Here is a 19,904-nt window from a genome sequence, read left to right on the forward strand (position 1 = left end):
AGGCGACTGCCGCACGTTCTAGCGCGTGGCTTGCGGCTTCAGAGTGGGCGTCTTGATCCACTGATCCAGCAGATAGACCAGTTCTTCACGGTGAAACGGCTTGGCGAGGTAATCGTTCATCCCGGCGTTCTTGCAGTGTTCGCGTTCTTCCGGCATCGCGTTGGCGGTCAGGGCGATGATTGGCAGGTCAGGCCACTTCCCGCTCTGGCGTATCAGACGCGTGGCTTCATAGCCGTCCATCACCGGCATGTTGCAATCCATCAACACCAGATCGAAATGGCTGCGTTCCAGCTGCTGCAACGCCTCCGCCCCGTGACTGCTGACGACAACCTCGCAACCCAGCTTGCCCAGCATGCCTTTGGCCACCAGCTGGTTCACCGGGTTGTCTTCCACCAGCAGGATCCTTGCACGGTGTGCCACGGGCAGTCCGTTCGCGGGGTGGTCGCCGGGTTGTTGTTCATGGACCAGCAAAACCCGCTTGAGCGCCTGATGCAAAACGCTGCGGGACAACGGCCGCGCCTGTTGCTGCAGCGGCGCCAGTGACACCACTTGCTGGCCAGGCATGAAGTTGCCATACGCGGTGACCAGCAGAACGGGAATTTTTGTCGCAGGACGAATGCCGATCAGGCATTCAGGGCCGTCGGTGATCAGCAAATCCGGTTGCACATCCGCGGGCAGGTCGGTGGTCAAAAAATGCCGGTACTCGATGCCCCAGTCCGGGAGCTGCCGACTCAACATCTCCACCAGGCCGCTGTTCGCCGCACTGACCACCACCACTCGCCCGGTAAGCCCGGGCCATACGGGCGCCGGTGTGTGCGCAGGCAGTGGCAGGTCGGCATAAAAACGGCTGCCAACGCCCGCAGTGGATTCAATGTTCAACTGACCGTTCATGGCTTCGCACAGATTGTGGGTCAAGGTCAGACCCAGACCCGTGCCGCCATACTGACGGGTGATCGCGGCTTCGGCCTGTGTGAACGGCTGAAAGATTTTCGCCTGCGCGTCCTGGGCGATGCCGATACCGGTGTCGCACACTTCGATGCGGACCTTGTCTTCGTGCTGGCTCAAACGCACGTCCACGCGGCCCGCACGGGTAAATTTGAGTGCGTTGGACAGCAGGTTGCTGACGATCTGGCGAACCCGTGTCGGATCGCCGAGGACCATTGCCGGGAAGCGAGGGTCGATCAGGCAGGTGAGTTCGACGCTCGGGGCGGCATTCTGCGACAGCAGGTTGGCGGTGTCCTCGATCAGCGTGGCGAGGTCAAAGGGAATGCGCTCCAGTTCAAGCTGCCCTGCGTCGAATTTCGACAGGTCGAGGATGTCGTTAAGCAGCTCGACCAGGACCTTGCCCGAGTCATGGGCGATCGACAGCTGTTGACGCTGTTCAGCGCTCAGGGGGCCATCCAGCGACAACGCCAGCATGCCCAGCAGACCGTTCAGTGGCGTGCGGATCTCATGACTCATGTGCGCCAGGAACGCCGAGCGCGCATGGGCCATGTCCAGCGCCGTGCTGCGCGCGATCTGCAGTTCTTCGTTGGACTGGCTCAGCCGTGTGTTGCTGGATTTGAGCTCCAGCGTGCGTGCCGAGACGATGTCCTCAAGCTCGTTCAAGTGATCAGTGAGGCGATTCTCGGCGTCCAGCCGACGGCCGAACTCAGAGGCGACATTGTCGAACTGCTGGTTGGCGACTTGCACCAGCACGCCGATCTCGTCGTTTTCATGCCCGTGCGGGCAGGGCAGCGGAACCTGCGTCGGGCTGCGTGAGTCCCGGTCAGCCAGCGCGCGGATCACGCCGGTCAGCGGCTTGGTCAGCGTCAGGTAGAACAACCCCATCAGGATGGCGGCGAGCACGAGGCTGCGAACGAAGCCGTTGAGCAATGTGATCTCTGCCCGTTGCAAAAAGTGGCTGCCGAATTCGAAGGTGTCGACCTCCAGGTACAGCGTGCCGATCGCCTCGTTCGGCATATGGTCCAGGTGCAGCACGTCCTCGAACTGACGGCTTTTACCGAACAGGCGATCGCTGAGCATGCGGTAAGGGTTTTCTGTCGGAGGGCGCGACACGGCCGCCAGGATTTCGTTGTTGTTGTCGATCAGGCGCACACCGACCACCGCGGGCGAGTGCAGCAGGCCCATGGTCAGTTCCTGCGCGAGTTCAGCGTCGATGTTGTAGGCGATGCGGGAGGCGGGGTTGTGACTGATTTGCAGCAAAGAGCGAATTTCACGATCGATGGAGGCATCTTCGCTGGCATAATCGATCGCAATCTGGACGAGGCTGAGCAGGGTTCCCAACAAGAAACCGATCAGAACCGTCAAACGGGCCTGTTTGAACGACAATCGGTGTGTGACTGGTATATCCATATGGGCACTTGATCCAGAGGGCACTTGCACTTCATGCGTCCGTCGCGGCCAAGCATAGCTGATCGCACACCGGCTTTAACCAGTTAAATCAAGGAGACATTGTGGATTCTCGGTTGAACGCATTTCTGGAACGCGCCGAATCGGTTCTGGCGCGCCTCGAGCCTTTGTTGCCCGCCGTGCGCGAGCCGGTGGACTGGGACAAGGCACTGGCCGCGCGCTGGGTGCGTGAGGGTCGCGTCGGTTATCTGATGCCGCTAGAAGTGACCCTGGACATGCGCCTGTCCGACTTGATCGGGGTCGATCATCAGCGTGATCAGCTAGGCCGAAACACTCAGCAGTTCATCGACGGTCTGCCCGCCAACCATGCGCTGCTGTGGGGATCGCGCGGCACGGGCAAGTCCTCGCTGGTGCGCGCGCTGCTCGCCGAGCACGCCAAGGCGGGTTTGCGTCTGATTGAAATCGAGCGCGATCACCTGGGTGACCTGCCGAGGGTCGTTGAGCAATTGCAGAAGCTGCCGCAACGCTTCGTGCTGTTCTGCGACGACTTGTCGTTCGATTCCGGCGAAGGCGACTATCGCGTGCTCAAGAGCGTGCTCGACGGTTCGCTCGAGCAGGCGCCGGACAACGTATTGCTGTACGCCACCTCCAACCGTCGCCATCTGGTGCCGGAGAAGGAAAGCGACAATGCGCACTGGCAGCGCGGCGACGATGGCGAGATTCACCCGAGTGAAGCGGTGGAGGACAAAATCGCCCTGTCTGACCGCTTCGGTTTGTGGCTGTCCTTCTATCCCTTCACGCAGGAACACTTCCTTGACGTGGTGGAGCACTGGGTCGGCGAACTGGCCGCCAAGGCCGGTCTTGAATGGCAGCGCGACCAGGCATTTGACATCCTTGCCGTGCGTTGGGCCACCGGGCGCGGTAACCGCAATGGCCGCTGTGCCTACCAGTTCGCCCGTTATTGGGTTGGTTTGAAAATGCTGGAGCAACATCCATGATCGATTTGAATGCAGCGGGCGAGGGCCTTGACGGCTATCGCCTGTTGGCTGCACAACTGGAATCCCTGCTGGCGGACGAGCGCGACTTCATCGCCAACGCTGCGCAGTTTTCCGCGTTCCTTTATACCCAGCTCGACGATTTGAACTGGGCCGGCTTTTACCTCAACCGTGATGAGGAGCTGGTGCTGGGTCCGTTCCAGGGGCAAATCGCCTGTGTACGGATTCCGTTCGGCAAGGGTGTTTGCGGAACGGCGGCGCAAAGCCGTGAAACGCAACGCGTGCTGGACGTGCACGCGTTCCCGGGGCACATCGCCTGCGACAGCGCGTCGAACAGCGAGCTGGTCGTGCCGTTGGTCAAGGAGGGGCGTTTGATTGGAGTACTGGACCTGGACAGTCCGAGTCTGGCGCGTTTCAGCGAGGCGGATCAGGCGGGTATCGAGCAATTGGCGGCCATCTTCCTCAGGGCCACTGACTGCTGAGGTAAGGCTTGCGACTGTGGAGCGATGATATGCGCTCCACAGTCACAGAACCCTCAGTCGTAAATCGCCTTCTTTTTCCACTCGGCATCGGTGTCGTCGGCTTTCAGGCCTTCGGTGAGCTCGTTGTGGTCATCTTCGGTCGGTGCAATGTTGTCCAGCACCATGGCATTGGCCCGTGCCAGTTGCCGCTCCATCGCCTGCAGGTGGGCTTTCCACGGCGCAGGTTCTGCCTGGTTCTTCAGGTATTGCACGCCGCGCTCAAATGCAAGACGCGCCTGGCCGGGCTGCTCCTGGTTCAAGGCTTGCTGGCCCAGGTTATTGAAGAACTCGATGTGCAGCAGGACCAGCATGTTGCGGATCTCGCGAATCCAGTGCTTGGCTTCGGCGGTCTGCAAGGCGCCATCGTGGGCCGCCCGCGTGACCTGACCATGCATGGCTTCCAGAAGAAAGCGCACGTCCTTGGCTTTGGCTTCTGTCTGAATCGGACTGACCGGGTTGGTGACCTTGATGGCGTCGCCTTGGGCCGCCAATGCCTCGAGCTCGGTTTCGCGTTCCTGAATGCCCGGGTTGTTTCTTCTTTCCAGCGCAATCAAGCGCTTGACCACGTTCAGCTCCAGGCGCACCAGCAACAGCTTGAGTGCCGGGCTCATCAATTGGCCGGGGAAGGTTTCGGACAGTTCGCTGCAACGCCGCAGGCGGTCGTTGAGCTCAACCAATGTGCGGGCGCGTTCGACCTTCTTGTTTTCGGCTACGTGATTCAGATAGCCCACAGCAATCAGGAGTACGATGCCTGCTACAACCAACAGGGTGATAAAGAGTGGTGTCACCGTACTAGCCTCACTTCAGGTTATTTGCGCCGAGTGTAGTGGCTATGCACTATCGCGGAAAGGGTAATGGTCAGCTGGCTACTAATAGCAGCGAGCACTGACAACTCTGTATCGGCCGTCCATTACCGAAATAGAGGGCGAAGTCATTGATTTGAATAAATTTTCATTGAGGGGTTGACGACCCCTCCAACCATCCATAGAATGCGCGCCACTTGCAGCGTAAAGCACACAGCGAAGCGCGGCAGGGAGTGAATGTTGTAGCGTGTCCCCTTCGTCTAGTGGCCTAGGACACCGCCCTTTCACGGCGGTAACAGGGGTTCGAGTCCCCTAGGGGACGCCATTGCGGGAATAGCTCAGTTGGTAGAGCACGACCTTGCCAAGGTCGGGGTCGCGAGTTCGAGTCTCGTTTCCCGCTCCAATTTTAAGCAGTTTCGCTCTTGAGCGAGGCTGAGTGAAACCAGGAAGCATCTTCGGATGGATTTCTGGAACTGAAACACAACACCATGGTGTTTCAGGCAGTGTCCCCTTCGTCTAGTGGCCTAGGACACCGCCCTTTCACGGCGGTAACAGGGGTTCGAGTCCCCTAGGGGACGCCATATTGCGGGAATAGCTCAGTTGGTAGAGCACGACCTTGCCAAGGTCGGGGTCGCGAGTTCGAGTCTCGTTTCCCGCTCCAAATTCACAATAACGCCGCTCATCAGAGCGGCGTTTTTGTTTGTGCGCGTTTTTACCTTCAGCAGTGGCTCCGATGCCTGCGCAATGGGTGTGGGCCTGACAACCGCATCAAGCCCACACCCAGACACTTAGCCTTTAAGCAGCTTCAACAGCGCATCGGCATCCAGTTTCGCGCTGATCTCGCCGCCATCCAGCAGGCTGTCCGCCAGATCGCGCTTGCGCCCATGCAGAGCGACGATCTGTTCTTCGATGCTGTTTTCAGTGACCAGCCGGTAGATCGTCACCGGCCGTTGCTGGCCCATGCGATGGGCGCGGTCGCTGGCCTGATCTTCTACGGCCGGGTTCCACCAAGGGTCGAGGTGAATAACGTAATCCGCGGCCGTCAGGTTGAGACCGCTGCCGCCCGCCTTCAGACTGATCAGGAAGATTTCACCCACGCCCGCCTGGAAGGCTTCGACGCGCTTCTGGCGTTCCTTGGCCGGGGTAGAGCCGTCCAGGTATTGATAGGCGATACCTTGCTGGTCAAGCCAGGCGCGCACGATGCTCAAGTGATCGACGAACTGGCTGAACACCAGCGCCTTGTGACGGTTCTCCAGCAGCTCCTCGACGATCTCCTTGAAGGCCTGCAATTTGCTGCCTGGCAGCGTTGAGCCCGGCAGGACCAGAGAAGGGTGGCAGCAGAAGCGCCGCAGCCGGGTGATTTCCGCCAGCACCTGCATGGATTTCACCGCCTGCGGGTCGATACGCGAGAGCGTGTCGACCGCTTGCTGACGCAGGGCCTCGTATTGATGAGCTTCTTCGTCCGACAGCGGCACTTTGTAGGTGATTTCGGTGCGGGCCGGGAGCTCTTCCAGCACCTGGCTTTTCAGGCGGCGCAGAATAAACGGCTGGATCAACGCCTTGAGCGCTCGTCGTGCCGCAACATCGCCTTGCTCGATGGGCGTTGCGAAGCGCCCGGCGAAACTGTCCTGGCTGCCGAGCAGCCCTGGGTTGATGAAGCGGAACAGGTTCCACAGCTCACCGAGGTGGTTTTCCAGCGGTGTGCCGGTGGCGACCATGCGGAAATCGGCCTCCAGTGCCATGACCGTCTGGGAGCGCTTGGTTTGTGCGTTCTTGATCGCTTGCGCTTCGTCCAGCACCACGCTGCTCCAGCGTTGCGCGGTAAAGGCAGCGGTCTCCTGTTGCAGCAGTCCATAACTGACGACCACCAGATCGCCGGGACCGAGGTCTTCCAGGCTGCGATGCTGCTGGTACAGCCGCACATTCAGGCTGGGCGCGAAACGGGCGCTTTCGGCTTGCCAGTTCAGCGTGACGGAGGTCGGTGCAACCACCAGTTGCGGACCCGAACCTGCCCGCTGCAGCAGCAGTGCGAGGGTTTGTACGGTTTTACCCAGGCCCATGTCATCGGCCAGGCAAGCGCCCACGCCCCATTGCGCGAGACGCGCCAGCCACACGAAGCCATCGTGCTGGTAATCGCGCAATTCGGCCTGCAGGGTGCCGGGCACTTGAGGCTGGTAATCGCGCAAGGATTCCAGCCTCTCGAGGTGCGTTTGCCAGCCCGCATCGGCTTCGAACTCTCCGGCCTCCTGAGCGAGACTGGCCAGCAGCGGCGTCGTCAGTGTGCTGAGGCGCAGCCCCTGATCGTTGACCCGGTCGGCCAAGTGAGCCAGTTCGTCGAGGCGCTTGCGCAGGCTGTCGTCGAGGGCCAGCCAGTCATGTTCGTTGAGTTTCAGGAAGCGTCCGGGATTGGCCTTGAGCAAGTCCAGTATCTGCTTGAGTTGGAGGACCCGGCCGTCGTCCAGGGCAATGCTGCCTTGCAGGACAAACCAGTCACCCTGTTGACGAAGCCCCAGTTTGAGCTGGCTCAGGCCGGATCGGCCCTTGATGCGCATGCGTTCGCCTTCCGGCCAGATGCAATGAAGTTGTTCGCCGTCCAGCGCGTGCAATTCGCTGAGCAGTTGCAAGGCATGCTGAGGTTGATCCAGTTGCCACTCCTGGCCATCACTGTCGGCATAGGCCAGTCCCGGACAGCTGTGCAGCACGTGCTGCAGCGCCTGTCGTTCAGCGTCCAGATCCCGGATGACCTGAAGTGGCTTGCCATCGCGATCGCCCAGCAGGTTTTCCGCGCCCTGGCCGGGCCGGAACCAACTGCCGTCTGCCAGTGGACGCACCAGCAATTGCAGACGCACTCCCTCGGCCAGAGGCAACAAGTGGGCGTACAGCCGAGTGTCTGCCGGCTCCTGATCGAGGTGTCCGGTGAGCTCGGGGATGTCCGAGTGAATCGGCAGTAGCGGGGCGATTGCGCTGACGGCTTCGATCAGCTGCGCTTTCGCCTCTGTCGGCACGTTCAGGCCTTTGCCGACGATTTCCGCGATTTTGCGCAGTTCGCGGCTGATCGGATACACCAGAAGGCGGGTCGGGGTTTCTTTGTGCAGGTAGACGTGCTCTGCGCCGACAACGCCCTGCGGTTCAAGCTTGAGGTGAATCTGCCCGCCACGGGACTGAAGGTTCAGTGAAGCCTGGCCCGCTTGCAGATCAATCCGCACATCAGGCGCGTCCTGCCAGTAAAGCGCCGGGTGTCCCACTAACCGGGGCAAGGCCAGGCCAGCGGGCAGTTCGTAATCAACGCTGCTGTAATGGTAGTGGCTGACCACAATTGCGCTGATGGCCTGGCGGTCCTGTTCGCACAGGAAATCCATGACTGCGCTGTCGTCCATCAGGCGCTTCAACGCGACGGCGCGACCTTTGCTCCACTGGCCCTTGGCATTACGCTTCTGCTCACGAGGCTCGACTTGTACGTGATAGGTGCTGAGCGTAATCATCCAGGCCAGACGCGTGGGTTTTTCTTCGGCAGTGGCGGTGGCAGCCACCTTGCCGGGCCTGAGCTGACTCAGGGCATTGAGTGCATGCTGCCAGGCTTCCTTGCGATGAAGCAGTGACACCAGCGGCTGCAGATCGGCGCTCAGGTGCACCTCGGTCAATTGCCGGGGCGATCCGAATTGTACGGCGATCAGCGCGTCGAATTCTGCCGCGAGCCAGGCGTAGCCTTCCCGGTCAAGTTGATCGCGATAATCTTCCAGGGTCGTGTGCCATTTGTCCTGGCGCGCCTGGGGTGCGTCCAGCCAGTACAAAGCTAGCGCCAACATCAGGCCATCCATGCCATTCAACGTGGACGGAAGATGCGACGACGACATGGACGACTTTTCGCCTTTTAACTGTTCCAGCAAGTGTTCAAAGACGTCGTAGGCCGCGCCGTAATTCTCCTTCATTCCTAAGGTGATGGCTTGTTTGAGCTGCGCATGTTGTTTCGGGTCGTTCTCGGCGAACAGTGCCAGGCAGTAAAACCCATTGAGCACTGGCGGTAGATCGATCTTGCGCTTCTTGAGGAGCCTGCGCATTTCGGTGAGCCAGTTGCGTAAAAGCAGCAGCGTCTCGGTCACCTGACCCCGCAGGATCGCGTTGATGGTTCGGTGCATGAGCTCCAGCTCATTTGCGCCCAGGTAATCGAGCATCTCCCAGTCGCCACGCCACAACGCCTGGAGTGAGAGCTCCAATGTCAGCTCGAAGGAAGGCTGGATCTCCACCTCGCGCAGGGCCAGTTCGTAGGTGTGCCCCGCAGGGCCCAGTCGCGTGTTGAGCAGATTGAGGTGGTCTTCCACCAACACCGCTCGCGCTGCGTCATCGAGCCGGGCAAACACCTCGAGGCCTTCCGGATTACCTTGCAACACGTGCATAGGGTGCGGAGCGGAGTTAGTGGGGTGGACAAAAATGTACGTGGCCAGTTGCAGCGATTGCTCCAATTCGCCTGTATCGCCGATGAGCAGGCTGAGCCAGAGGTCTTGCAGTATTCGTGATCGGGAGGGTGTCTGCCAGGCACTGAGTTGGGGCAAGCCGGCAATGATCTCGTGTAGCCATTGGTTACGGTCAGGCGCGTTCAGCAAGGCCAGCAACACGTGGTTGCGGCGCGCTGGGGCGACGCTGAAGTATTGCCCTTCAGGTTGCTGATCCAGCACCACCCACTCTTCGTGCTGCAGCCATTCCAGCATCTCGACCAGCGCAGGGGCTTCCACCCGCTTGCCGTGGAAGTCCTGCACGTCCATCGCCCGCAGAAGTTTGAGCAGCGACGTCTTACCCTTGCCGGGAAACGAAGTCACTAAACCAAACAAGACCCTCATGCAGTTATCGGGCAGGTGATCAGGGTTTTGGGGTTCGCTGAACAGCATTCTGGACCTCATTGGACACGCGGTCGCCTGGGAGGCGGTGACTCATCCTCAGGCAAAGCTCGTATTTTTCACGAGACAGGGGCGCTTGTCGAACTTCCTCCCTGCGCCGGTCAAGCGAACGGCTGCAAATTCGCATTGCTGACACCTTGCAACACCGCATGATTTCGGCTGAATGGGTTGATCGCCGGGTGGGAGAGGCCGCTGACTCCAACACTCTGGTACGTTGCCACGGCTTCGAGGATCGAAATGGATCACCATGGATCGACGCGGATCGCAATGGATCGACGCGGTCCCTGTAGGAGACGTCGGAGGTTACGACGGCAGCGAACGCGGTGTGTCATTTACCCCCGATGGTTGCTGACCCACCGCATCCATCGGAATGCCCCCCAGACCCAGCTCACACATTCATGCGTTGCGACGGCCTCGTGGATCGACGCGGTCCCTGTAGGAGACGTCGGAGGTTACGACGGCAGCGAACGCGGTGTGTCATTTACCCCCGATGGTTGCTGACCCACCGCATTCATCGGAATGCCCCCAGACCGAGCTCACACATTCATGCGTTGCGACGGCTTCATGGACCGACGCGGTCCCTGTAGGAGACGTCGGAGGTTACGACGGCAGCGAACGCGATGTGTCATTTACCCCCGATGGTTGCTGACCCACCGCATTCATCGGAATGCCCCCAGACCGAGCTCACACATTCCTGCGTTTGACTGCAGGTCGAAAAGCTGCGCTCATCCGATGGCTCTGCGCGTTTGCTCGCTAGCGCGCTGCTTGTGGATTGTTCTGTTCGGCGGCTTGCTCAGCGGCCAGGCGAATGGCGTTGAACCCCGGATCGAAGCCATGGGATACGTCCACATGCTTGTTCAGGATGCCCTCGCGCTCATAGATATCCGCGGTGTTCTGCAGGCCTTTGATGACGCTGTCATCAATGCTCACGCGTTCCATTTTGGTGTCCTGGTTGACAGCCAGATGCACGTCCAGTGGCAAGCCGGTGACCTTGGTCTGCGCGGCGGCGTACTCCTTGGGATGCGCATTGACCCACCGATAGGCGCGGTCCAGTCGCACGACAAAATCATCCAGCTGCGCGCGTTTTTCGGCGATGGCCTTGCTGGTAGCAGCAACGTAAGAGTGATTGGTCAACAGGTCCGGACCGTTGGGCAGGATCCGCGCGCCGCTCTGCGTTGCGACGGTGGTGTAGGGCGCCCAGGTCGCCCAGGCATCGGCATCCCCGTTGTCGAGGATCAACCGTGATTCACTCGGCAAGAGGTACACGAAGCTGACATCGCTGGTTTTCAGACCCGCCTCATTGAGCGCGCGAATCGCCAGGTAATGACCGATGGAACCGCGCCCGGTGACGATGCGTTTGCCCTTGAGGTCGGCCACGGACGTGATCGGCGAATCGTTGCGCACGATGAGCGCGGTGGTGTAGCGGCCGTTGACGTGGGTGATGCTGATGACCTTCAACGATGCTCCGGCCCCCAGTGCGAACACATAAGGCGCATCGCCCAGCGCGCCGACGTCCACCGCACCGGCATTGAGCGCCTCACCCAGCGGGGACGCGGAAGGGAATTCGGAGAACTTGATCTCGTAAGGTACGTCTTTCAGTTCGCCCGAAACCGCCAGCAGTATTTTCAGCGCCGATTTCTGATTGGCGACGAGTAAGGGTTGCAGCGGTTCGGCGGCTTGGGCGTATTGACCCAGAAAAAGCGCCAGCAGGGTGCCGAGCAGCAGTGATTTGGCGCGTAGCCGTGAGCTGATTGAGGCTGACATGAGACGGTGCTCCATGCGTTAGGTGAGGAGGTTGTGAATAAGGGGATACCAGGCGCAAGGGCTCTCGCCTGGCGTCAATCCCGCAGGTTCTTTAGCGTTCAGATAAGGGGTTTTGCCGACGGCGCGCTGCTCAGATCACATGGAACCCATGTGTCCCGTCGCGTCCCAGTTGCTCGATCAGGCCAAACTCCCAGTCCAGGTAAGCCTGCATCGCTTCGCGCGGCGCGTCGGTGCCTTCATAGGGGCGTCGGTAGCGGTCGATGCGCGGGGAGGCGAGGTGGGTTTCACCGCTTTCCCGTTCAAAACCGGCAGCGATCCAGCTGGCGGTGCCGTCCCTGAGCAGAAACACCGGTTTACCGGTCAGGGCTTCGACTTCAGGCACGGCCAGGCGCGCCAGTTTGCTGCTACCGCAGGTCAAGACGTAGCGATCGGCGGCGGGGATTTTTCGCAGCGCGTTGGACAGGTCGGCGCGCAACGTCCACCAGGCCCCCGGGATGTGCTGCTTCACATAGTTGGCGCTGGCGGTGAAATCCAGCACCGCGACACCGCCATGCTGCTGCCATTGGCGCAACGTATCGGCACTGATTTCTTCGGCCTGCCAAGGCGTCGGGATCGGGGCGATCCAAGGACCGGTTTCGCTGAAGTCCCGAGGCGTGAGGTCATCGAGCACGAACACCTCCCAACCCAGTTGCGCCAGCCACGAGGCCGACATGTTGGCGCGCACGCCGTCGTCATCGACCAAGGCGATTCGGGCGCCGCGCACGCTGGCGTAGTGATCGGTTTCCTGCACCAGTTGCCCACCCGGCGTCGAGCGCGCCCCGGGTAGATGACCGGCTTCGAATTCCTCTGGCGTGCGCACGTCGAACAGGTACGTCGTGCGCGTCAGCTCAGACTGCCAGGTGTGCAGGTCACGTCGGGTTCCGCGTTTCACCCCTGCGGTGTCGGCCACCTTGCGCCCGTCGGCCCGGGCGACCTCAAGGGTTGTGTCGCTCACCGCGGGGAAGCGTCGCGCCTGGCCATGATCCGGCGTCTGCCCGGCGAGCAGCCAACCGATGGTGCCGTTGCGCAGCGCGGAAACCGGATTGGGCAGACCGGCGTTCACCAGCGACTGAGTGCCGATGATGCTGCGGGTTCGCCCGGCGCAATTGACGATGATCCGGGTCTTGGGATCGGGCGCGAGTTCCCGGGCGCGCAGCACCAGTTCGGCGCCGGGCACGCTGACGCCGGTCGGGATGCTCATGGTCTGGTATTCATCAAAGCGGCGGGCATCGAGCACCACCACATCGGCTTTGCTGTCGAGCAGCTGCTTCACGTCCTCGGCGGCAAGCGACGGTGTGTGGCGATGATGCTCGACCAGTTCGCCGAACGCTTTGCTCGGGACGTTGACGTCGATAAACAGTTCGCCGCCGGCGTCGCGCCAACCCTGTAGGCCGTCTTCGAGCACCTTCACATCGCTATAGCCCAACTCGATAAGGCGGGAGAGGGCAGGCTGGACCAGGCCTTCGCCATTGTCGTAGAGGGTGATCGCGGTGTCGCGACGTGGGATGCGCGACAGCACCTCCAGCTCCAGTTTCGACAACGGGATGTTGGCGGCGAACAGCGGATGGCCTTCGGCGAAGGGGGCTTCTTCGCGCACATCGACCAGCGCGACTTCGTCATGGGCGAGCAAGGCAGCGCGAATATCGGCAAACGAACGGGTGTGTGTCGTCATTGGGCTTGGTTCTCTTTGGACAGGTCCCAGATGTTCGGGAGGTAGGCATTCGAATAGCCGGAGATGAACAGTTTCTCGCTGCCGTCCGATTGATAGACGGCACGCTTTACCGCGCCGATGTTGGCGCCGTAGACATGGATGCTGATTGAAACCTGATCCGCGAACGCGTTGCTGACCTGATGAATGTCGTTGCGGTGCGGCGACAGCGCTTCCACGTGACCCGGTTCAAGCCTGATGGCAGCGCCTTCCTTCTCCAGACGCCCATCCACGCTGCGCGCGAAACCCTGTGAGAACTCAGCGCCGCGCAACATGCCGATCAGTCCCCAGACCCGATGATCGTGGATCGGTGTGCGCTGACCCGGTCCCCAGACAAAGCTGACCACCGAGAACCGCTGACGGGCATCGGCGTGCAGCAGAAATTGTTGGTAGCGGGTCGGATCGGGAGTGGCGAACTCATCGGGCAGCCAGTCGTCGTGACGCACCAGTTGCCCCAGCAGCTTGCCGCCACGATGCAGCAGGTCGGCTTCGCCGGAGTCACTGTCGATCAGTTCCGCCAGGGCGCCAATAAAGGCCCTCAGCCGTTCGGGGTGTCGGGGATGAGTCATGTCCGCTCCGCTGCAGATTCCAAGGCTCAATATAAGCATAATGCTGGCGTTTAATATGCTATTTATTAATGATTAGGTTATAACGAAAAGGTATTTGATAACCTTTGGGCGGGTTGTCGGGGTATCCAGTCGGCACGATTGGAATTATGCTTTTTGCCTATCTTGTCCCTTATTTTCCATAAGCGAACCGAATGAAAATTGATGATATCGATGCGTTCGTGGCGGTGATTCGCTGTCAGTCGATCAGCCACGCCGCTGCGTCGCTGGACCTGACACAGCCGGCGATCACGCGTCGGGTGCAGAACTTCGAGCAGGCGTTGGGCATCGAGCTGTTCGACCGTAACACCAAGCCGCTCAAGCCCACGCCGATGGGGCTGCAGGTGTATCAGAAGTGCCTGTCGATCCTGCGCGAAATGGACTCGCTGCGAGAGCTGGTGGCCAGCGATACGCCGCCCAGCGGGCTGTTGCGCCTGGGCGTGCCACAGACCATCGGCGACGTTGTGTTGCTCGATGCACTCAAGCACCTGCGTGGACAGTTCCCGGATCTGCGCGCTCAGGTGGTGACCGGTTGGGGCAGTCATTTGATCGGCAAGCTCGAGAATGGCGAACTTGACGCTGCGGCTGCGTTGTTTCCGGCCGGGAAAATTTTTCCGGAAGGCATCATCGGCGAATCCATTGGCAAGATGGAGCTGGTGGTCGTCTGCGCCAAAGACCGGCTGCCGAAAAAGCCGGTCAAGCTGGCCGACTGCTACGAGCAGGGCTTCGTCCTCAACCCCGACGGCTGCGGATTCCGCGCAGGGCTTCAGCGCACGCTGGCGGACCAGGGACTGAGCCTGAAGGTGAATCTGGAAACCTTCGGCACCGAGCTGCAACTGGGCCTGGTCGCTGACGGCATGGGCCTGGGCCTGGTGCCACGCCCGCTGCTCGAGCGCAGTGCACACCGCGATCTGCTCGCTGTCATGCCGGTCAAGGATTTCAGGCCGGTCATGGACCTGTGGCTGATGTATCCGCGCTTCCTCGGCAACCTGCAGTCGCCGGTTGCCACATTTGGCCAGTTGGTGGCGGATGCGCTGAGGGAGGCGCGAAAGGCGTCATAGAGAGGTCCACACTCTCTGTGGCTGCACGGCTTCGACGGTGGCGGTCTGACACCTGCGGGAGCGAATTCATTCGTGAGAGACCGGTACATTCGACACATCTCTATCGGTTGTCCTGCCGTCTCCCGAATGAATTCGCACGGGGGCAGTGCGCGGATAGTTCGGTTACGCCACCTGCTCATTCTTCTCCCGCTCACGCTTGGCAACGAGTTCGCGGGTCAGCGGGATCAGCTTTTTGCCGTATTCGATGGCATCTTCCAGCGGGTCGAAACCCCGGATCAGAAAGGTGGTGATCCCCAAGTCGTAGTAATCCAGCAGGGCGTCGGCAACCTGCTCCGGCGTGCCCACCAGCGACGTTGAATTGCCTTTGGCGCCCAACAGGCCAGCGATGCCCGTCCACAGACGTTTGTCCAGGCGCGAGCCCTTGGCGGCGGCTTCGAGCAACCGTTTCGAGCCTTCATTAGGCGGCGCGCTGCGCTCAAAACCTGACGCCTGGGCCAATGACTTCGCTCGCTCCAGAATACTGTCCGCGCGAGCCCAGGCCTTTTCCTCGGTCTCGGCCAGAATCGGTCGCAGCGACAGGCTGAAACGGACCGTGCGTCCGTGCTTCGCCGCCTCGGCGCGTACCTGTTTGACGATGTCCCTGACCTGTTCGTAGGTCTCGCCCCACAGGGCATAGACATCGGCGTGTTTCCCCGCGACCTCAAGGGCGGCTTGCGACGCGCCACCGAAGTACAGCGGAATGTGCGGCTTCTGTGGCGACTTCACCTGCGAATGAGCACCCTCGAACTGGTAATAGGTGCCGTGGTGATCGAAGGGTTTTTCGGCCGTCCACTCCTGGCGCACAACGCTCAGGTATTCGTCGGTGCGCGCATAACGTTCGTCCTTGCCAATGAAGCTGCCGTCCGCACGCAGCTCCTGGTCATCGCCACCGGTAATGATGTGCACGGCTGTGCGGCCACCGTTGAAAACATCCAGGGTCGCCAATTGCCGCGCGGCGACGGTGGGGGAGATGAAGCCAGGCCGGTGGGCAATCAGGAATTTCAGTGTCGTCGTCACGCTGGCGGCGTAGGCGGCCACGAACGCGCTGTCCGGGCTGTCCGAGTGGTACGCCACGAGCGCACGGTCGAAGCCTGCTTCTTCATGAGCGCGTGCAACCTTTTCGACGTAGTGCGGCTGAACCGGCTGCCCGCTGCGCGGGTGGATTTCCGAGAAAGGCTGCGTGGCGATGTAGCCGATGAATTCGACGCTCATGGGCAATTCCTTATGTTGAAGTCGTCTTGATAAACCGAGGGCGCGGGGACATTCGCGCGCTTCGAGTCAGCAACATAAGGGGATAGGGCGAGGGTGTGAAATTCGATTTAGCGCTAAGCTAATTATAAAAAGAATGCATTTAATGGGTTTTTAAGATCAGATAAGCTGATTTTTTTGCTTGGCGCTGCGAATCGCGGGCACTGGCGCTTTGTGTGGCGTGTACCCGCGAATTCCGCTCACAGACTCAGTGCCGGGGTCCGTCCTGTCCCATCGCCAGCAGCTGCTTTTCCTGGTCCCAGTCGAACGGTTCTTCGTTCTCCTCGGCCTCGAAGCGACGCTCTTCCAGCGCGGTGTACAGGTCGATTTCTTCGTCGGGCATGAAATGCAGGCAGTCGCCGCCGAAGTACCAGAGCAGGTCGCGTGGCACCAGGTGAGCAATTTGTGGGTAGCGCTGGATCACCTGGCAGAGCAGGTCCTGACCCAGGTACTGGCTTTCGATGGGCTCCACCGGCAGAAGCAACATCAGCTCGTCGTAGCGCTCCAGAAACAGCGCATGACTTTCTTCGGGAACCTGTTCGGCTTCACCGAGCGCGACCAGTATGCCGCGCAGGTGCGCCAGCAGGTTGAGAGTGCGGTCGAGATTGGCGTCGGCCATGATGAAGTCCTCAGAGACAAAAACAGGCGCGGGAGTATAGATCCCGGCGGCGGTGACCGATACCCCAATGAGGACTGGTGGTCGACAGCGCTGGACGCGTCTGCCGACCGGACGTCAGATCAATGCCATAAGCCGGCCAGATAACGGTGCCCGGCTTCGGTCAAGGCAAGGTGAGCAAAGCTGCGGTCATGACTCGGCTGGCGAGTGACGAAGCCGATGAGAAGCAGGGTCTGAAGGGTCTGTGTGGGTTTGCCGCTGTGAAGGTCCTCCCCCGAGGCGATTTCAGCAAGCAGGCAGCGATGAGTCATGCGGTGATCGATCATGATGCGTCCCCTTGGTGTTTTCTTGTTGTTACCGGGGAGTGTAGGACAGGTTGCGGGGATGTGCAGGCTAGAGCGTTGGATCAGGTTATCCGTTGCGCCACCTAACTGTAGGAGCGCGCTTGCCCGCGAATGCGTCCGTTCAGCCACTGCTGCGGTGTCTGACACAACGTCTTCGCGGGCAAGCGCGCTCCTACAGGGGGCGGCGTTCAATTTCAATGTCAGCGGATTTTACCTTCCGCCGGCTTCAGTTCTTCCTTATCAAAATCATCCACATCGATCACCGTCCGCCACCTGACTGTAGGAGCGCGCTTGCCCGCGAATGCGTCCGTTCAGCCACTGCTGCGGTGTCTGACACAACGTCTTCGCGGGCAAGCGCGCTCCTACAGGGGGCGGCGTTCAATTTCAATGTCAGCGGATTTTCCCTTCCGCCGGCTTCAGCTCTTCCTGATCAAAATCATCCACGTCGATCACCGTACGCCGCGCCGCTTCCGCTGCGCGCAGTTTCTCGGCTTCGGCAGGTAGCAGCACGCCTGCGTTCAACGCCGCGTCAATGACATGCTCGCCGCCCGCAGCTTTCACCTGACCACTCTTGACCCCGTGATGCAGCTTGCCGTGCAGCGTCTTCGCGCCGGTCAGCAGGTCCGCTGCATGCTGCAAAGCGCCTACCGGATCGCTTTCCGACGTCGGGCGATAGCAACCGGCGAGTACCGATTCCAGCGCCGGATCGCCCTTGCCACGGCCGAGGATCTCGGCGACTTCAGCATCCAGTGCATCCGACGGGCCTGTGTGGCGGCGACCCAACGGGAACACGATGACCCGCAACAGGCCGCCGAGCACTCGGTTGGGGAAATTACTGAGCAGTTCGTCCAGCGCGCGCTCCGATTCACCCAGGGCTTCTTCCATGGACCAGCGAAACAGCGGGACAAGCGTCTCCGGGTAATCCAGGTCGTGGAAGCGCTTGAGCGCGGCGGACGCCAGATAAAGGTGGCTCAACACATCGCCCAGGCGCGCTGACAGTCGCTCGCGTCGTTTCAGCTCGCCACCGAGCAGCATCATGCTCAAGTCGGCGAGCATCGCGAATGCGGCGGCCTGACGATTAAGGGCGCGGAAATACCCCTGGCTCAGGCGATCCCCTGGCATGTGTTCGAAGTGACCGAAGCCCAGGTTGAGCACCAGTGTGCTGGCCGCGTTGCGGACCGCGAAGCCGATGTGTTGCAGCAACAGATCATCGAACTCGATGACCGCGCGATCTTTGTCTTCACGTCCGGCGAGGGCCATTTCCTTCAGCACGAACGGGTGGCAGCGGATCGCGCCCTGGCCGAAGATCATCAGGTTGCGCGACAGAATGTTCGCGCCTTCCACGGTGATGAAGATCGGCGCCCCTTGCCACGAGCGACCCAAGTAGTTGTTCGGGCCCATGATGATGCCCTTGCCACCGTGCACGTCCATCGCGTGGGTGATGCACTCGCGTCCACGTTCGGTGAGGTGGTATTTGAGGATGGCCGAGAGCACCGACGGTTTTTCCCCCAGGTCCACGGCGTTGGCGGTCAACATCCGGGCGCTGTCCATCAACCAGGCGTTACCGCCAATGCGCGCCAGTGACTCCTGAATGCCCTCGAACGCGGCCAGCGGGACGTTGAATTGCTCACGAATCTGCGTGTACTGGCCGGTCACCAGGCTGGTGTATTTCGCGGCACCGGTACCCACCGCCGGAAGGGAAATCGAGCGGCCCACCGACAGGCAGTTCATCAGCATCATCCAGCCCTTGCCAAGCATGTCCTGACCACCGATCAGGTACTCCAGCGGGATGAACACGTCCTTGCCCGAGTTCGGGCCGTTCATGAACGCAGCGCCCAGCGGCAGGTGGCGACGGCCGATTTCCACGCCCGGGGTGTCGGTGGGAATCAGCGCCAGGCTGATGCCCAGATCCTCTTCTTCGCCCAGCAAATGCTCAGGGTCGTACGCCTTGAAGGCCAGGCCGAGCAGGGTCGCGACCGGTCCGAGTGTGATGTAGCGTTTTTCCCAGTTCAGGCGCAGGCCGATGACTTCCTGACCTTCCCATTCGCTCTTGCAGATGATCCCGGTGTCGGGCATTGCGCCTGCGTCCGAACCCGCCAAGGGGCCGGTCAACGCGAAGCAGGGAATGTCGTCGCCACGGGCCAGGCGCGGCAGGTAGTGATTGCGCTGTTCGTCAGTGCCGTAATGCAGCAGCAGTTCGGCAGGACCCAGTGAGTTGGGCACCATGACCGTGGAGGCGAGGTCGCCGCTGCGGGTCGCCAGCTTCATCGCGACCTGCGAGTGGGCGTAGGCCGAGAAACCCTTGCCGCCGTATTCCTTCGGAATGATGAGGGCGAAGAAACCGTGTTCTTTGATGTGCGCCCAGGCCTCGGGCGGCAGGTCCATGGCCTGACCGATTTCCCAGTCGCTGACCATGGCGCAAAGCTGTTCGGTCGGACCGTCGATGAAGGCTTGTTCTTCTTCGGTCAGCTGGCTTTTCGGATAGCTCAGCAGGGTGTTCCAGTCAGGCCGGCCACTGAACAGCTCGCCATCCCACCAGACCGTCCCGGCGTCGATGGCGTCGCGCTCGGTGTCTGACATCGGCGGCAGAACCTTCTGAAACCAGGCGAACATCGGCGCACTGAAATGTTTGCGGCGCAGGTCAGGCAAGGCCAATGGCACTGCCACGGCCAACCACAGGACCCACGGAATGATCATCCAGCCGTGGGCATGACTGAAGGCACCCATCGCCAGCAGATACACCGCGACAATGCCCAGGGCAGGGAAAGGGGCGACACGCCGATGGGCCAACCAGGCCACGCCGATCACCAGAACCACGATCCACAACAACAGCATAAACAGCCCTCCATGAGGATGGCGAACGTGAGCGCCATCGAAAAGGCGGGCAAATCGCTCTGGCCCGCGCATCGATAGTGAC

Annotated in this window: 13 protein-coding genes and 4 tRNA genes; 7 read left to right on the plus strand and 10 right to left on the minus strand. The window is 60.9% G+C overall.

Going from position 1 to position 19,904, the window contains the following annotated elements; translation table 11 throughout:
* Window positions 1–18 precede the first annotated feature (18 nt).
* Window positions 19–2,355 (minus strand): hybrid sensor histidine kinase/response regulator, encoded by a 2,337-nt coding sequence (locus tag BLS87_RS27560; protein WP_074757693.1) that lies wholly within the window; start codon window positions 2,353–2,355, stop codon window positions 19–21.
* Window positions 2,356–2,456: 101 nt separating this feature from the next.
* Between BLS87_RS27560 and BLS87_RS27565 the strand changes: the two genes are divergently transcribed.
* Together BLS87_RS27565 and BLS87_RS27570 are read left to right on the plus strand one after the other, a co-directional pair.
* Complete coding sequence (locus BLS87_RS27565) at window positions 2,457–3,350, plus strand: ATP-binding protein (protein ID WP_074757695.1); 894 nt, start codon at window positions 2,457–2,459, stop codon at window positions 3,348–3,350.
* Window positions 3,347–3,829, plus strand: a complete 483-nt coding sequence (locus BLS87_RS27570) for a GAF domain-containing protein (RefSeq protein WP_074757697.1) — start codon at window positions 3,347–3,349, stop codon at window positions 3,827–3,829. Before BLS87_RS27565 ends, BLS87_RS27570 begins: the two co-directional genes overlap by 4 nt.
* 53 nt (window positions 3,830–3,882) lie before the next feature.
* On the opposite strand, the gene BLS87_RS27575 is transcribed toward BLS87_RS27570, so the two are convergent.
* Complete coding sequence (locus BLS87_RS27575; protein ID WP_074757699.1) at window positions 3,883–4,656, minus strand: hypothetical protein; 774 nt, start codon at window positions 4,654–4,656, stop codon at window positions 3,883–3,885.
* A 264-nt stretch (window positions 4,657–4,920) separates the two neighbouring features.
* Between BLS87_RS27575 and BLS87_RS27580 the strand changes: the two genes are divergently transcribed.
* The 4 genes from BLS87_RS27580 (at window position 4,921) to BLS87_RS27595 (ending at window position 5,332) form a co-directional block, all read left to right on the plus strand.
* A tRNA-Glu gene (locus BLS87_RS27580) sits at window positions 4,921–4,996 on the plus strand.
* Between the two features lie 2 nt (window positions 4,997–4,998).
* Window positions 4,999–5,074, plus strand: a tRNA-Gly gene (locus BLS87_RS27585).
* A 102-nt stretch (window positions 5,075–5,176) separates the two neighbouring features.
* Window positions 5,177–5,252 (plus strand) — tRNA-Glu (locus tag BLS87_RS27590).
* A 4-nt stretch (window positions 5,253–5,256) separates the two neighbouring features.
* Window positions 5,257–5,332, plus strand: a tRNA-Gly gene (locus BLS87_RS27595).
* A 127-nt stretch (window positions 5,333–5,459) separates the two neighbouring features.
* On the opposite strand, the gene BLS87_RS27600 is transcribed toward BLS87_RS27595, so the two are convergent.
* The 4 genes from BLS87_RS27600 to BLS87_RS27615 form a co-directional block, all read right to left on the minus strand.
* A complete protein-coding gene (locus tag BLS87_RS27600) occupies window positions 5,460–9,554 on the minus strand; it encodes a DEAD/DEAH box helicase (RefSeq protein ID WP_074757701.1) in 4,095 nt (1,364 codons plus the stop codon).
* 762 nt (window positions 9,555–10,316) lie between these two features.
* A complete protein-coding gene (locus tag BLS87_RS27605) occupies window positions 10,317–11,327 on the minus strand; it encodes an ABC transporter substrate-binding protein (RefSeq protein WP_074757703.1) in 1,011 nt (336 codons plus the stop codon).
* A gap of 130 nt (window positions 11,328–11,457) precedes the next feature.
* Entirely contained in the window at window positions 11,458–13,038 is a 1,581-nt protein-coding gene (locus tag BLS87_RS27610) for a rhodanese-related sulfurtransferase (protein WP_074757705.1), read from the minus strand.
* Window positions 13,035–13,643 (minus strand): cysteine dioxygenase family protein, encoded by a 609-nt coding sequence (locus BLS87_RS27615; RefSeq protein WP_074757707.1) that lies wholly within the window; start codon window positions 13,641–13,643, stop codon window positions 13,035–13,037. Before BLS87_RS27615 ends, BLS87_RS27610 begins: the two co-directional genes overlap by 4 nt.
* A 191-nt stretch (window positions 13,644–13,834) precedes the next feature.
* On the opposite strand from BLS87_RS27615, the gene BLS87_RS27620 reads away from it, so the two are divergent.
* A complete protein-coding gene (locus BLS87_RS27620; protein WP_074757709.1) occupies window positions 13,835–14,740 on the plus strand; it encodes a LysR family transcriptional regulator in 906 nt (301 codons plus the stop codon).
* Between the two features lie 162 nt (window positions 14,741–14,902).
* Here BLS87_RS27620 and BLS87_RS27625 read toward each other — a convergent pair whose 3' ends face one another.
* The 4 genes from BLS87_RS27625 to BLS87_RS27640 all read right to left on the minus strand — a co-directional run bounded on the left by BLS87_RS27625 (window position 14,903) and on the right by BLS87_RS27640 (window position 19,822).
* Window positions 14,903–15,991, minus strand: coding sequence for an LLM class flavin-dependent oxidoreductase (locus BLS87_RS27625; RefSeq protein ID WP_074757711.1), 1,089 nt, complete (start codon window positions 15,989–15,991; stop codon window positions 14,903–14,905).
* A gap of 244 nt (window positions 15,992–16,235) precedes the next feature.
* Window positions 16,236–16,646, minus strand: coding sequence for a PA2817 family protein (locus BLS87_RS27630; protein ID WP_074757713.1), 411 nt, complete (start codon window positions 16,644–16,646; stop codon window positions 16,236–16,238).
* Window positions 16,647–16,765: 119 nt separating this feature from the next.
* Window positions 16,766–16,969 carry a hypothetical protein gene (locus BLS87_RS27635; RefSeq protein ID WP_074757715.1) on the minus strand — a complete coding sequence of 68 codons (204 nt, stop codon included), beginning with the start codon at window positions 16,967–16,969 and terminating at the stop codon, window positions 16,766–16,768.
* A gap of 408 nt (window positions 16,970–17,377) precedes the next feature.
* Window positions 17,378–19,822, minus strand: a complete 2,445-nt coding sequence (locus tag BLS87_RS27640; RefSeq protein WP_074757717.1) for an acyl-CoA dehydrogenase — start codon at window positions 19,820–19,822, stop codon at window positions 17,378–17,380.
* Between the last annotated feature and the right edge of the window lie 82 nt (window positions 19,823–19,904).

Source organism: Pseudomonas abietaniphila (assembly GCF_900100795.1).
Taxonomy (GTDB): Bacteria; Pseudomonadota; Gammaproteobacteria; order Pseudomonadales; family Pseudomonadaceae; genus Aquipseudomonas; species Aquipseudomonas abietaniphila.